The sequence below is a fragment of the Streptomyces sp. PSU-S4-23 genome, assembly GCF_055632315.1.
In genome coordinates this window covers 4273476-4287442 of sequence record NZ_JBVMUU010000002.1, presented here as the reverse complement: position 1 = coordinate 4287442, position 13967 = coordinate 4273476, and the positions used below count along the sequence as shown (strand labels likewise).

General features: G+C 70.6%; 14 protein-coding genes and 1 pseudogene. 7 read left to right on the top strand and 8 right to left on the bottom strand.

Annotation, left to right across the window (positions count from 1 at the left end):
• Positions 1 to 120 precede the first annotated feature (120 nt).
• Complete coding sequence (locus ACZ79I_RS19595; protein WP_471498804.1) at positions 121 to 915, bottom strand: carbon-nitrogen family hydrolase; 795 nt, start codon at positions 913 to 915, stop codon at positions 121 to 123.
• A 179-nt stretch (positions 916 to 1094) separates the two neighbouring features.
• Between ACZ79I_RS19595 and ACZ79I_RS19590 the strand changes: the two genes are divergently transcribed.
• Complete coding sequence (locus ACZ79I_RS19590; protein WP_471498803.1) at positions 1095 to 1919, top strand: maleylpyruvate isomerase family mycothiol-dependent enzyme; 825 nt, start codon at positions 1095 to 1097, stop codon at positions 1917 to 1919.
• A 181-nt stretch (positions 1920 to 2100) separates the two neighbouring features.
• Here the strand turns inward: ACZ79I_RS19590 and ACZ79I_RS19585 are convergent, their stop codons facing one another.
• Positions 2101 to 2595, bottom strand: a complete 495-nt coding sequence (locus tag ACZ79I_RS19585; protein ID WP_471498802.1) for an LURP-one-related/scramblase family protein — start codon at positions 2593 to 2595, stop codon at positions 2101 to 2103.
• The gene (locus ACZ79I_RS19580) at positions 2592 to 3590 is read right to left on the bottom strand and encodes a GlxA family transcriptional regulator (RefSeq protein ID WP_471498801.1); all 999 of its coding nucleotides are present in this window, start codon (positions 3588 to 3590) and stop codon (positions 2592 to 2594) included. Before ACZ79I_RS19580 ends, ACZ79I_RS19585 begins: the two co-directional genes overlap by 4 nt.
• A gap of 52 nt (positions 3591 to 3642) precedes the next feature.
• Between ACZ79I_RS19580 and ACZ79I_RS19575 the strand changes: the two genes are divergently transcribed.
• On the top strand, positions 3643 to 4083 hold the full coding sequence (locus tag ACZ79I_RS19575) for a cupin domain-containing protein (RefSeq protein WP_471498800.1): 441 nt from the start codon (positions 3643 to 3645) through the stop codon (positions 4081 to 4083).
• An 82-nt stretch (positions 4084 to 4165) separates the two neighbouring features.
• On the opposite strand, the gene ACZ79I_RS19570 is transcribed toward ACZ79I_RS19575, so the two are convergent.
• Complete coding sequence (locus tag ACZ79I_RS19570; protein ID WP_471498799.1) at positions 4166 to 4384, bottom strand: hypothetical protein; 219 nt, start codon at positions 4382 to 4384, stop codon at positions 4166 to 4168.
• Positions 4385 to 4535: 151 nt separating this feature from the next.
• On the opposite strand from ACZ79I_RS19570, the gene ACZ79I_RS19565 reads away from it, so the two are divergent.
• A complete protein-coding gene (locus tag ACZ79I_RS19565) occupies positions 4536 to 6386 on the top strand; it encodes an NHL domain-containing thioredoxin family protein (RefSeq protein WP_471498798.1) in 1851 nt (616 codons plus the stop codon).
• Between the two features lie 27 nt (positions 6387 to 6413).
• On the opposite strand, the gene ACZ79I_RS19560 is transcribed toward ACZ79I_RS19565, so the two are convergent.
• The 3 genes from ACZ79I_RS19560 to ACZ79I_RS19550 form a co-directional block, all read right to left on the bottom strand.
• On the bottom strand, positions 6414 to 6659 hold the full coding sequence (locus ACZ79I_RS19560; RefSeq protein WP_471498797.1) for a DUF6458 family protein: 246 nt from the start codon (positions 6657 to 6659) through the stop codon (positions 6414 to 6416).
• A gap of 101 nt (positions 6660 to 6760) precedes the next feature.
• Positions 6761 to 8110, bottom strand: a complete 1350-nt coding sequence (locus ACZ79I_RS19555; RefSeq protein ID WP_471498796.1) for a M18 family aminopeptidase — start codon at positions 8108 to 8110, stop codon at positions 6761 to 6763.
• A gap of 99 nt (positions 8111 to 8209) precedes the next feature.
• Positions 8210 to 10051, bottom strand: coding sequence for an acyl-CoA dehydrogenase (locus ACZ79I_RS19550; protein ID WP_471505082.1), 1842 nt, complete (start codon positions 10049 to 10051; stop codon positions 8210 to 8212).
• A gap of 141 nt (positions 10052 to 10192) precedes the next feature.
• Here ACZ79I_RS19550 and ACZ79I_RS19545 point away from each other — a divergent pair, with 141 nt between their 5' ends.
• Positions 10193 to 10678, top strand: a complete 486-nt coding sequence (locus ACZ79I_RS19545) for an SseB family protein (protein WP_381091046.1) — start codon at positions 10193 to 10195, stop codon at positions 10676 to 10678.
• A gap of 146 nt (positions 10679 to 10824) precedes the next feature.
• Positions 10825 to 11796: a pirin family protein gene (locus ACZ79I_RS19540; protein ID WP_471498795.1), complete on the top strand. Its 972-nt coding sequence runs from the start codon at positions 10825 to 10827 to the stop codon at positions 11794 to 11796.
• A 199-nt stretch (positions 11797 to 11995) separates the two neighbouring features.
• Here the strand turns inward: ACZ79I_RS19540 and ACZ79I_RS19535 are convergent.
• Positions 11996 to 12517, bottom strand: a pseudogene (locus tag ACZ79I_RS19535) (HoxN/HupN/NixA family nickel/cobalt transporter); the annotation flags it as partial.
• A 120-nt stretch (positions 12518 to 12637) separates the two neighbouring features.
• Here ACZ79I_RS19535 and ACZ79I_RS19530 point away from each other — a divergent pair.
• Both ACZ79I_RS19530 and ACZ79I_RS19525 read left to right on the top strand, forming a co-directional pair.
• A complete protein-coding gene (locus ACZ79I_RS19530) occupies positions 12638 to 13063 on the top strand; it encodes a Fur family transcriptional regulator (RefSeq protein ID WP_471498794.1) in 426 nt (141 codons plus the stop codon).
• 227 nt (positions 13064 to 13290) lie between these two features.
• The gene (locus ACZ79I_RS19525) at positions 13291 to 13905 is read left to right on the top strand and encodes a superoxide dismutase (protein ID WP_471498793.1); all 615 of its coding nucleotides are present in this window, start codon (positions 13291 to 13293) and stop codon (positions 13903 to 13905) included.
• Positions 13906 to 13967: the final 62 nt, after the last annotated feature.

Below are 13967 nucleotides of genomic sequence, written 5' to 3'. Positions count from 1 at the left end.
GAGGGCCGGACGGAGCCCGGTGCGCGGGCCCGCGCGGGGAGCCCGTCAGCGCGGCGGGCACTCCGGCCCCGTCTCCGGTCCTTCAGCGCTGTGGGGCTATTGCTCCGGCACCCGGCTGCTTCAGCGCCGTGGGGGCTCCAGCCCCAGCACCCGGTCCTTCAGCGCCGGGAACTGCTCCCGTGTGGCGGCGACCTTCGCCGGGTCGAACTCCACCGTGAGGGTCTCCTCGTCGGCACCCGCCTCCGCGAGGACCTCGCCCCACGGATCCACCACGATCGAGTGACCCGCTTGCGGAACCCCCGCGTGTGTGCCGGCCGTTCCACAGGCGAGGACGTACGCCTGGTTCTCGACCGCCCGCGCCCGGGCCAGCAGCGTCCAGTGGGACCGGCGGCGCTCCGGCCAGCCCGCCGGGATCACGAGCGTCTCGGCCCCCGCGGCCACGAGCGAGCGGAAGAGCTCGGGAAAGCGGAGGTCGTAGCAGGTGGCCACGCCGACGGTCGTCTCCGGCAGGCGCACCGTCACCGGCACGGTGCCCGCACCCATCAGGACGGCCTCGCCCTTGTCGAAGCCGAAGCGGTGGATCTTGCGGTAGGCGGCGGCCAGTTCACCGGAGGGGGAGAAGACGAGAGACGTGTTGTAGAGGGGACCGTCAGGGTCACGTTCCGGGATCGATCCGGCGTGCAGCCACACGCCCGCGTCGCTCGCGGCCTCCGCCATCGCCTCGTACGTCGGCCCCTCGAGCGGCTCGGCCTCGGTCCCGAAGTCCTCGTAGGCGAACGCGCCGGTCGTCCACAGCTCGGGCAGCACCACCAGATCGACTCCGGCCTGATCCTTCACCAGCGAGACCACCCGCCGCCTGCGGAAATCGACCGATTCGTCCGGGTCCACCCGCATCTGGATCAGGGAGGCGCGCACACTACCACCGTCCTGGCATTCGAGCCGTTGTCCACGGGCCTACGATCGTCACACGAAAGCACTGCCGGGGTGCCTCGTAGCAGCGTAACTTAACCTCCCAAGACACCCGCCGACAGCCGCCTCCCGCCACTACCGCCGTCACAACCGCCCGTGCACCGACCGCCGAGGGGTCCCGTTCCGTGAGTCTGCATCCCACCCTCCAGCCCTACGCCGACGCCTGGACCCACTCGATCGAAGCGATATCCGAGCTGGTGCAGCCGCTCGTGGAAGGCGAGTGGAACCGGCGCACGCCCTGCCCCGGCTGGTCCGTACGCGACGTGGTCTCCCACGTCATCGGCCTGGACTGCGAGATGCTCGGCGACCCGCGCCCGATCCACACCCTCCCGCGCGACCTGTTCCACGTCACCAACGAACACCAGCGCTACATGGAGATGCAGGTCGACGTCCGCCGTCACCACACCGCGCCGGAGATGACGGCCGAACTGGAGTACACGATCATCCGCCGCAACCGCCAGCTGCGGAACGAGTCGCGGGACCCGGGCACCAAGGTGCGCGGACCGCTCGGCACCGAGCAGACCCTCGAAGAGGCCATGCGGATCCGCGCCTTCGACGTGTGGGTGCACGAGCAGGACCTGCGCACGGCGCTGGGCCGGCCGGGCAACCTGGACTCGCCGGGCGCGCACATCGCCCGGGACCATCTGCTGGCCGCGCTGCCGAAGGTCGTCGCCAAGGACGCGGGCGCGCCCCCCGGCGCGGCGATCGTCTTCGACGTCCACGGCCCGATCGACTTCCTGCGCACCGTCCGGGTCAACGCGGAGGGCCGCGGTTCCATCGACGGCACGCCCTCACTGGGCCCGACGGTGTCGCTGACGCTCGACTGGGAGACGTACGTCCGCCTCGCCTGCGGCCGGGTCACCGCGGACGCCGTGGCGGACCGCATCAAGGTGGAGGGGGACCCTGAGCTGACGGCGGCGATCCTGGGGTCGTTCGCGGTCACGCCGTAGCGGACGGCGGCCGGCAGCCGTCCGCGCCCGGCCGGTGCCCGGACCAGCGGACGGCCGCGGGGACGCACCGGAGCCGGACGGCACGTCCGGCAAGCGCCCCGCGGGACGCCGGACGGGGAGCACCGTCGCATGCCCCGGGTGCCGGCGCCCGCCTCGGGTCGGGCGTCCCGCACCACGGTGCTCAGTCCTCCTCGTGCTCCTTCTCCGCCAGGTGGATCACGCACACCGCCACCGCGATCAGCAGCGCCGGGTCCGCGTCGTCACGCACGATGTCGACCCCGTAGGTCTCGCGGACGTGCAGCCAGCGCCGGGAGATCTGCGCGAGCAGTTCCCCGTCGTACTCGACGGCGAACTCGCGATCCAGGATCTTGCCGCTGACGTCGAGTTCCGTGCCGTCCACCAGCGAGACCCGGTAGTGGTTGCGCAGCAGGGACAGGCGTTTGCGCCTGATCGTGGCCAGCGTGTCGCCGGCGCGCTCGATGACCATCGTGTCGCGCAGGGCGAACATCTTCCGGTGGATGTCGACCAGGACGCGCCCCTGCGTGTCCTTCAGTTCGAACGTGTCCCGCAGCCGCATGGCCTTGCCGTCGACCAGGAAGACCTTGTTGCCGTGCTGGTCCTCGATCCAGTAGTCGTCACCGAAGCCGAGGAGCCGGTCGCGTACGAGGAATCTCATACGACCAGGACTTCCCCGGTGGCCGGTCCGAAACGCCGCCGGTAGGCCGACGGGCTGAGTCCCGTCTCGCGCCGCAGCCGCGCCCGCAGATTCGCGGCCGTACCGAGGCCGCTGCGCGCGGCGACCACATCGAGCCGCTCCTCCCCGCGTTCGATCAGCCGGCAGGCGAGGGCGACCCGCTCACCGGTCAGCCAGGCCAGCGGGGTCGTGCCGAGCTGGGCACGGAAGCGGCGGTGCAGCGTGGCGGGGCTCACCGCGGCGCGCGCCGCGAGGTCGCCGACGGTGAGGGGCTCCCCCAGGCGTTCCTGGGCCCAGGCCAGCAGCGGGGCGAGCGACTCGTCCGGCACATCGGGCACGGGCCGCTCCACGAACTGCCGCTGCCCGCCGTCGCGGTGCGCGGCGAAGACCAGCCGCCGGGAGACGGCGTTGGCGATCTCGGCGCCGTGGTCGCGGCGTACGACGTGCAGTCCGAGGTCGAGCGCCGAGGCACTGCCGGAGGCGGTGAGGATGTCGCCGTCGTCCACGAACAGCACGTCGGGTTCCAGCCGGACCCGGGGGAACCGCGCCCGGAACGACTCGGCCCACATCCAGTGGCAGGCCGCCCGCCGCCCGTCGAGCAGACCGGCCTCCGCGATGGTGAACGCGCCGGAGCAGAAACCGATCAGCCGTGTGCCACGCGCGTACGCCCGGCGTACGGCGTCCAGGACCTCCGGGGAGCGGGGGCTGTCGGTGTCGGGCCGGTTCGGCACGATCAGCGTGTCCGCGTCGTCGACCGCGTCGAGCCCCGCCACATCGGTGAGCGTGAAGAAGCCGTCCCGCATCCGGGTCCTGGGAGCGGCCGCACACAGCCGGAAGTCGTACAGCTCGTGGCCGAGTTCGGGCCGTCTCAGCCCGAAGACCTCGATGGCACAGCTCATCTCGAAGGGGTTCGAGTTCTCGTCGACGACGAGGACCACGCGGTGCGCGGACCGCGTCTGAGAGGATCCTTGCGGCATATGCGATTTCTAGCACTCGTCCCGGGGTGCGGGCACCCCGCACGATGCCTGCATGGAACGCCATGAACCCGCGGAACCCACCCCGACCACGGCCCCCGAAGGCCCGATGGAGCCCGTCTCCCTCGACGCTGCCCTCGCCTCCTTCACCGACCTGTGGAGCCCGCGCATCGTCGCGGCCGTCAACGACTACGACGTGCGCGTCGCCAAGGTCGAGGGCGAGCACCTGTGGCACACCCACGACCACACCGACGAGTTCTTCCTCGTCCTCGACGGCGAACTGCGCCTCGCGCTGCGCGAGGAGCCCGGCGAGCGCACCGTCACGCTGCCCAAGGGCTCGGTGTTCACCGTGCCGCGCGGCACGGAGCACAAGCCGTCCGCGCCGGACGGGGCGTCGATCCTGGTGTTCGAGCCCACCGGCACCATGACGGTCGGCGACCGCCACGAGGAGGTCCCCGCCCACGTGGACGCCACGACGGGGCACGCGCTCTCCTGAGCACCCCGGCGCCCGGGGACGCCGACGGGTCCCCCGCACGCCGCGGGGGACCCGTACAGGACCGCGAACGGCGGCGTGAGGGCTACCGGTAGCCCTCCTGCACGTCCTCGTCGCGGTCCCACGTCGAGCGCCGGTCCTCGCGCTCACGGTGCGTGCCCGGCCTCCGCGTGCCGTCCGACGGGCCGGAGCCGCTCGCGGCGGGGTCCCGCCCGTTCCGGTCGCGCCTCTCCTCGCCGGTGATCTCACCGTGCTCGCGAGCACGGTCCTGGCGGCGCGGCTGGTCGTCGATGTCTCGTGGCATGGAAACTGCTCCCTTGCGGTGGCCCCCCTTTGTGCGTCGAGCATCTCTCCGCGCGGGCCCGTACGCATCCGGTACGGGTCCGCACACGCAGCGTCACCGCGGTTGTCCACAGGCTTCCCGGGCACCCGGCCCCGGATGGCACCCTTGAGCCATGAACGACTCCCCATCGCGTCGCGTCCGTGTCCGTGCCCCCGAGCTGATCGGCAAGGGCGGATGGATCAACGCCGGCGGGAAGGATCTGAAGCTGGCCGACTTCCGAGGCCGCATACTGATCTTGGACTTCTGGACCTTCTGCTGCGTCAACTGCCTGCACGTCCTGGACGAGTTGCGCGAGCTGGAGGAGAAGCACCGCGACACCCTGGTGATCGTCGGTGTGCACTCTCCGAAGTTCGTCCACGAGGCGGACCACCGGGCGGTGGTGGACGCCGTGGAGCGGTACGGCGTGGAGCACCCGGTGCTCGACGACCCGGAGCTCGCCACCTGGAAGCAGTACGCCGTCCGGGCCTGGCCGACACTCGTCGTCATCGACCCCGAGGGGTACGTGGTCGCCCAGCACGCCGGCGAGGGCCACGCCCATGCGATAGCGCGGCTCGTCGAGGAGCTGGAGGAGGAGCACGCGGCGAAGGGCACGCTGCGCCGCGGCGACGGTCCGTACGTGGCGCCGGAGCCCGAGCCCACGACGCTGCGCTTCCCCGGCAAGGCGCTGCTGCTTCCGTCCGGGACCTTCCTGGTCAGCGACACCACCCGGCACCAGCTGGTGGAGCTGGAGGCGGACGGCGAGACGGTCGTGCGGCGCATCGGTTCGGGCGTACGGGGCCTCGTGGACGGCCCGGCGCAGGCGGCGGGCTTCAGCGAGCCGCAGGGCCTGGCGCTGCTGGAGGAGGGCGCGGTGGTCGTCGCGGACACGGTGAACCACGCGCTGCGCCGGCTGGACCTGGCGACCGGCGAGGTCACCACGCTCGCGGGCACCGGCAGGCAGTGGTGGCAGGGCTCGCCCACGTCCGGTGCCGCCCGGGAGGTGGACCTCTCCTCGCCGTGGGACGTGGCGGTCTTCGGCGGCCGGGTGTGGATCGCGATGGCGGGTGTGCACCAGCTGTGGACGTACGACCCGCGGGCGGCCACGGTCGCGGTCGCGGCGGGCACCACGAACGAGGGACTGGTGGACGGCCCGGGCGACGGGGCGTGGTTCGCGCAGCCGTCGGGACTCGCGGTGTCGGCCGACGGGGAGCGCCTGTGGCTGGCGGACTCCGAGACGAGCGCCCTGCGCTGGGTGGACCGGGACGGCGCGGTCCACACGGCGGTCGGCACGGGGCTGTTCGACTTCGGTCACCGCGACGGCGCGGCCGGACAGGCCCTGCTCCAGCACCCGCTGGGCGTGACCGCGCTGCCGGACGGCTCGGTGGCGGTCAGCGACACCTACAACCACGCGCTGCGGCGCTACGACCCGGCGACGGACGAGCTGACCACCCTGGCGACGGACCTGCGGGAGCCGTCGGACGCCGTGCTGGACGGCGAGGACATCGTGGTCGTGGAGTCGGCCCGGCACCGGCTGACCCGGCTGCGGCTGCCGCAGGAGGCGGTGCGGGTCGCCTCGGTCGCCCACCGCACCCAGCGCGCCGCCACCGAAGTGGCGCCCGGCACGCTGCGGTTGGACGTGGTCTTCCAGGCGCCGGCCGGCCAGAAGCTGGACACGCGCTACGGCCCGTCGACCCGTCTGCTGGTCTCCTCGACCCCGCCCGGGCTGCTGCTGCGGGGCGAGGGCGCGGGCACCGACCTGACACGCGAACTGGAGCTGGACCCGTCCATACCGGAGGGCGTCCTGCACGTCTCGGCGATGGCGGCGTCCTGCGACGACACAGCGTCCGACGGCGGCTCCGCCGCGGGGACGAACGAGTACCCGGCGTGCCACGTCCACCAGCAGGACTGGGGCGTCCCGGTCCGGATCACGGAAGGGGGCACGTCGCGGCTTCCGCTGGTGCTGGCGGGCATGGACACGCAGTAGGGCCACCGGGGCGGCGCCGGGACGGGGTCAGATCCCGTACCCGTCGCCGTACCCGTCCCGGTGGTGGTGGCGCTCCTCGTCGATCACCGGGGTGGGCGGCACCACGACCCGCCTCCGGCGGTAGATGCTGCTGAAGGTCGCGACCCCGATCAGCCCGACGACCATGAAGATGACGCCGACCAGATGCAGGTTGACGCCGTTCATGTGCCAGTCGGTCGCGAACGCGAGGATCGCTCCCACGGCGATCAGGATGATGCATCCACCCAGGCCCATGAGTCCTGCCCTCCCTGTGGGTCCGGTCCTTCCGGGCCCCGGCCCGGGTACCCGGGCCGGCGGAGGGCATGCGGGGCGGCCGGCGGCCGGGCCGCCGGGGCTCAGCCCGCGAGGAACGCGGTGAGCGCGTTCGCCAGCAGGTAGGGGTCCTTGGCGCCGCACAGTTCGCGGGCGCTGTGCATCGACAGGATCGCCGCTCCGATGTCGACCGTCTTGATGCCGTGGCGGGCCGCGGTGATGGGGCCGATGGTCGTGCCGCAGGGCATCGCGTTGTTGGAGACGAAGGACTGGAACGGCACGTCCGCCTTCTCGCAGGCGGCCGCGAAGATCGCCCGGCCCGAACCGTCCGTGGCGTAGCGGTTGTTGACGTTGACCTTGAGGATCGGACCGCCGCCCGCCCGGGGGTGGTGCGTCGGGTCGTGCCGCTCCGCGTAGTTGGGGTGGACGGCGTGCCCGGTGTCGGAGGACAGGCAGACGGCGCCCGCGAAGGCCCTCGCCCGGTCCTCGTAGGAGCCGCCGCGTGCGAACACCGAGCGCTCCAGCACCGATCCCAGCAGCGGACCGTCGGCGCCGGTGTCCGACTGGGAGCCGTTCTCCTCGTGGTCGAAGGCGGCGAGGACCGGAATGTACGACAGGGAGGCGTCGGAGGCGGTCACGGCCGTCAGCGCCGCGACGGCCGCGTGCACCGACAGCAGGTTGTCCATGCGCGGGCCCGCGACCAGCTCTTTGTCCCGGCCCAGATAGGCCGGCGGCTCGACGGAGTGGGTCATCAGGTCCCAGCCCGTCACCTCGCCCGCGGCCAGGCCCAGCTCCTCCTCCAGGAACGCGATCAGGTCGCCGTCCCGTACGTCGTCGCCGAGTCCCCACACCGGCTGGAGATGGCGCTGCTGGTCCAGCTTCAGTCCCTCGGACGAGACAGAGCGGTCGAGGTGGACGGCCAGCTGCGGCACGCGCAGCAGCGGCCTGTCGATGTTCACCAGGCGCGTCGAGCCGTCGCGCAGGGAGAGCCGTCCGGCCAGGCCCAGGTCGCGGTCCAGCCAGGAGTTGAGCAGCGGGCCGCCGTAGATCTCCACCGCGATCTGCCGCCAGCCGTGCGCGCCGCTGTCCGGGCGTGGCTTGACCCGCAGGTTCGGGGAGTCGGTGTGCGCGCCCACGATCCGGAAGGGCGTGTGCGGGTCGGCGCCCTCGGGGACGTACCAGGCGATGATCGCGCCTCCGCGCTGCACGTACCGGCCGCCGCTCGTCCCGTCCCACGCGTCCGTCTCGGCGACCTGCCGGAAGCCGGCCTTCTCCAGCCGCTCGGCGGTGTTCGCCACCGCGTGGTACGGCGTGGGGGTCGCCGCGAGGAAGGACAGCAGGTCGTCGGTGTGGCCGCGGTCGAAGGCGTAAGGCGCGCGCGCAGCGTTCCTGGGGGGCGCGGCGGCGTGAGGCGGGCGGGCGCTTGTGCTCATGGGTTCACCTTAACGACGGACGAGGGCCCGCTCCCGGCGATGGGGAGCGGGCCCTCGTAAGGGGGATGTGGAGGTCGGGGCCAACCGGGCGGAGCGGGCCTAGAAGGCGGCCTCGTCCAGCTCCATGAGGTCCAGGTCCACGCCCTCGGACACCTTGCGGGCGAGGGTCACGCCCGGCAGGACGTTGGCCGCGAAGAACTTCGCCGCCGCGATCTTGCCCTGGTAGAACGCCAGGTCCTTGGAGGACACGGCCTTGGCGGAGGCCGTCGCCAGCTTCTCGGCGGCGACCGCGGCGCCCTTCAGCAGCAGGTAGCCGACGACCACGTCACCGGAGGCCAGCAGCAGGCGGGTGGTGTTCAGGCCCACCTTGTAGATGTTCTTGACGTCCTGCTCGGTGGCCGCGAGGTCGGTCAGCATCAGGCCGACGATGGCCTCCAGCTCCACGGCCGCCTTGGCCAGGTGCTCGCGGGCGGCGGCCAGCTCGTCGCCGCCGGAGCCCAGCGCCAGGAACTTCTTGATGTCCTCGGCGAGCGAGTTCAGCGCGGCGCCCTGGTTGCGGACGATCTTCCGGAAGAAGAAGTCCTGGCCCTGGATCGCCGTGGTGCCCTCGTACAGGGTGTCGATCTTGGCGTCGCGGATGTACTGCTCGATCGGGTACTCCTGCAGGAAGCCGGAGCCGCCGAAGGTCTGCAGCGACTGGGCGAGCTGCTCGTAGCCCTTCTCGGAGCCGTAGCCCTTGACGATCGGCAGGAGCAGGTCGTTGAGGGCGTGCTCGGCGGAGGCGTCCTCGCCGGTCGCCTCCTTGACCGCAATGGTGTCCTGGACGGAGGCGGTGTAGAGGACGAGGGCGCGCATGCCCTCCGCGTACGCCTTCTGCGTCATCAGGGAGCGGCGCACGTCGGGGTGGTGCGTGATGGTGACCTTGGGCGCGGTCTTGTCCATGAAGTTGGCCAGATCCGGACCCTGGACGCGCTCCTTGGCGTACTCCAGCGCGTTCAGGTAGCCGGTGGACAGCGTGGAGATCGCCTTCGTGCCGACCATCATGCGGGCGAACTCGATGATGCGGAACATCTGGCGGATGCCGTCGTGCTTGTCGCCGATCAGCCAGCCCTTGGCCGGGTGGCGGTCGCCGAAGGTCATCTCGCAGGTGTTGGACGCCTTCAGGCCCATCTTGTGCTCGACGTTCGTGGCGTACACGCCGTTGCGCTCGCCCAGCTCGCCGGTCTCGAAGTCGAAGAGGTACTTCGGGACGAGGAAGAGGGACAGGCCCTTGGTGCCGGGGCCGGCGCCCTCGGGACGCGCGAGCACGTAGTGGAGGATGTTCTCCTCCATGTCGTGCTCACCGGAGGTGATGAAGCGCTTCACGCCCTCGATGTGCCAGGAGCCGTCCTCCTGCCGGATCGCCTTGGTGCGCCCGGCGCCGACGTCCGAGCCGGCGTCCGGCTCGGTGAGCACCATGGTGGAGCCCCAGGTCTTCTCGACGGCTATCTCGGCGATCTTCTTCTGGACCTCGTTGCCCTCGTCGAAGAGGATGCGGGCGAACGCCGGGCCGGAGGAGTACATCCAGATCGCCGGGTTCGCGCCGAGGATCAGCTCCGCGTAGGCCCAGATCAGGGACGGCGGCGCGGTGGTGCCGCCGACCTCCTCGGGCAGGCCGAGGCGCCAGTACTCGGAGTCCATGAACGCCCTGTAGCTCTTCTTGAAGGACTCCGGGACCGGGGCGGTGTTCGTCTCGGGGTCGAAGACCGGCGGGTTGCGGTCGGCGTCCGCGAAGGACTCGGCCAGCTCGTTCTCGGCGAGGCGGGTGAGCTCCTCCAGGATGCTCTTGGCGGTGTCCGTGTCCATCTCCGCGAACGGGCCGGTGCCGTACAGCGTGTCGCGGCCGAGCACCTCGAAGAGGTTGAACTCGATGTCGCGGAGATTCGACTTGTAGTGCCCCATGGCGACGGCTCCGTAGAGGGATCGGCGAGGCACTGACTCCTCGCATCGTTCACGTACCAACAAGTAGCTCCGATGATGCTACCCGTCGGTAATAAGAATCAACCCCTGATGGCCCATATGTGGCCCACTACTCTTTGGGGCATGTACGGCTACCAGAACACCGGAGCGCAGCAGTACGCCCCGCCGCAGCAGCAGATGCCCGGGGCGATGCCGGGTGGTCAGATGCCCGGCGGGTACGGCCAGCAGCCGCCGCTCTACCCCGAGCCGTCGCCGCCGTCGCTCGCGGACGCGGTCCGCGCCTTCACCACGGGCTCGATGTCGGCCGAGGACTTCCAGCAGATCTTCGCCACGTCCAAGGTGTACTGCCCGCGCGGGGACAACCCCGGTTTCCTCGCGCTGCACAACACCCAGCAGCCCGTGATCCCGATGTTCACCACGCTCAAGGAGCTGCGCCGGTACGCCGGCAAGGAGTCCAAGTACTTCGTGATCACCGGGGCCGAGGTGATCGACCTGCTGCCGACCGGCTACGGGTTCGTCCTCGACATGGAGGGCGAGCACCGGATGGTGTTCGACGCGAAGGCGGTCGAGCAGATGGTCGAGTTCGCGATGCGGCGGATGTACGGCTAGACGTCCCTGTATGCCCCTGTACGCCCCCTGCGCGCCCCGCGGGGGAGCATCCCGAGCCCGGAGGGAATGCCCTCCGGGCTTTCTGTGTTCCGAGGTGGCAGAAAGTTCAATCGTCAACTAAAGTGGGAACACAAGGAGGTACCGACATGCCTGCAGTGACCGTCGAGAACCCGCTGACCCTGCCGCGCGTGGCCGCGTCGGCGGATGCCGTGGCTCGCCCCGTGCTGGCTGTGACGACCGCGCCGAGTGGCTTTGAAGGTGAGGGCTTCCCCGTCCGTCGGGCGTTCGTGGGGATCAACTACCGCCACCTGGATCCGTTCATCATGATGGATCAGATGGGTGAGGTTGAGTATCAGCCCGGGGAGCCGAAAGGGACCCCGTGGCACCCGCACCGCGGCTTCGAAACCGTCACCTACATCATCGACGGCATCTTCGACCACCAGGACTCCAACGGCGGTGGCGGCACCATCACCAACGGCGACACCCAGTGGATGACGGCCGGCTCGGGCCTGCTGCACATCGAGGCGCCGCCGGAGCACCTGGTCATGTCCGGCGGTCTCTTCCACGGGCTCCAGCTGTGGGTGAACCTACCGGCCAAGGACAAGATGATGGCCCCGCGGTACCAGGACATCCGGGGCGGCAACGTCCAACTGTTGACCACGCCCGACGGCGGCGCGCTGCTGCGCGTGATCGCCGGTGAGCTGGACGGGCATGCCGGTCCCGGTATCACGCACACGCCGATCACGATGGTCCACGCGACGGTGGCGCCGGGTGCGGAGGTCACGCTGCCGTGGCGTGAGGACTTCAACGGGCTGGCGTACGTGCTGGCGGGCCAGGGCTCGGTCGGTGCCGAGCGCCGTCCGATCCACCTGGGCCAGACTGCGGTCTTCGGCGCCGGCGGTTCGCTGACCGTCCGCGCGGACGAGAAGCAGGACTCCCATACGCCGGAACTGGAGGTCGTCCTCCTCGGCGGGCGGCCGATCCGTGAGCCGATGGCTCACTACGGCCCGTTCGTGATGAACACCAGGGAAGAGCTTCAGCAGGCGTTCGAGGACTTCCAGAAGGGTCGGCTGGGGACGATCCCCGCTGTGCACGGGATGTCTGAGGGCGGACTGTAGGGCTCGCTGAAGCTACATGCGGACGAGCCCAGCCTGGACAGGGAAGGGCTCGTTCCGCGCTTGCTGCCGCCTTCTTGGTCTCCTAGTAACGGGGCAGGTCGGTGACCTGCGGGGATCTTTCCTGTGGGGCGCTGACCCGGCCTTTTAGTGACTGGTGGCGATGGGGTGCGACGGTCCTGATCGGGTGTCCTGCGGACTTGGCCATGATCACGAGGTTGATGGCGGCGATGACGTAGAGGAAGGTCCCGGAGACGGTGGTGCCGATCCAGCCGGTGATGTCGTGCAGCTTGGAGTTGTCGTTCTCGACCGGGCCTGCCAGTGCCTTCACGCCCAGGGAGAGGAGGAAGGCGAGGGCGAAGACGATGCTGGAGTGGCCGAGGGAGAACCAGAAGCCGACCGAGAGCGGACGCTGGCCCTCGTTCATCAGCTTGCGGGTGGTGTTGTCGATGGCGGCGATGTGGTCTGCGTCGAAGGCGTGCCGCATGCCGAGGGTGTAGGCGGTGATGCCGATGCCTGTGCCCAAGGTCTTGGTGCCCAGGCTGTAGTGCTCCGGGGCGACGATCACCACCAGGGTGAACCAGCCGATGACGTGCAGCGCGGTGATGAGGGCGGCCATGCCCGCCAGGCGGCCCCACTCGGCGCGGGTCATCGACCGGGAGACCCCCTGCCAGCGGGATCCGGAGATGTCGGGGGGCGTGGTGGAGCGGGTCGGACTGGCCATGGAGGGTCTTCCTTTGTTCTGCGAGGGCGAGGCGGAGCCTAGACGCGCAAACATGGTTGTTGCAATACGGTCGCATTAGTGCCCAAGGGTGGGGCCGCGTACGCCAAGGAGGCGCATTCCGTGACCCGCAGCACCCATGACCTGCGAGAGCGCTGCCGTGAACTGTTGCGGGAGCGGGGCGCGCGGTGCACCGCCGCGCGCCTGTACGTGCTTGAGGTGCTGGAGCAGGACGGCGGCCACCTCGGGGCGGCTCGGATCCACCGCCGGATCGGCGAGGCGGTCGGGCGTCTGGAGGTGTCGACCGTGTACCGGACCCTGGAGCGGCTGGTCGGGCTCGGCCTGGTGCACCAGCTGGCCGGGGCCACGCAGGTCAGCTGCGGGCTGGCGGTGGAGCCGCATCACCATGCGGTGTGTACCGGCTGTGGAGCGGTCGACCAGATCCCGGTCTCTGCGGCGGCTGAGGCGTTGCGGGCCGCGGCGTGCGCCATCGGCTACCGCTCGGAGAGCCTGGTGCTCAGCGGGCTGTGTCCGAGGTGTCAGGGCTGACGCGGCGGGCGGGGTCGGCCGGGGCCCGGCGGGCGCCGGGTGAGAAGACGATCACCTCTCGGGAAGGACCGCACCGCGTCGGGTGCCGTGCTGCACGAAAGCTGACGGGCCGACCCCGCCTATCATCATGCTGATGCATAGCTGAAGTTGTTGCAAGTTATGTGCAATAAAGCCGTAGGCTGCCCCCGGACGATCACCTGTGTGAACCGCGAAAGGGGACGTGCCTGATGGGCACCTACGCGCTTCCGGACCTGCCCTACGACTACGCAGCACTGGAGCCGGCCATCACCGGCCAGATCCTGGAACTGCACCACGCCAAGCACCACGCCGCCTACGTCAAGGGCGCCAACGACACGCTGGAGCAGCTCGCCGAGGCCCGCGACAAGGACCAGATCACCCCGACGGGGCTGGTCGGGCTGGAGAAAACCTTCGCCTTCAACCTCTCCGGCCACGTCCTGCACTCGATCTTCTGGCAGAACCTCTCCCCGGACGGCGGGGACCGCCCCGACGGTGCCCTCGCGGACGCCATCGAGGAACACCTCGGCGGCTTCGAGGCGTTCAAGAAGCAGCTCACCGTCTCGACCGCGTCCGTCCAGGGCTCCGGCTGGGGCGTGCTCGCCTGGGAACCGCTGGGCAAGCGGCTGATCGTGGAACAGGTCTACGACCACCACGGCAACGTCGGCCAGGGCTCCACCCCGCTGCTGGTCTTCGACGCCTGGGAGCACGCCTACTACCTGCAGTACAAGAACGTCCGCCCCGACTACGTCACCAAGCTGTGGGACCTCGTCAACTGGGAGGATGTCGCCGCCCGTTACGCCGCCGCCACGGGCGTTGCCAACTGAGAACCGAGGGCGCCGGGACGCCGTCCGGAACGGATACAGGAGGCGTCCCGGCGCTGTCCACC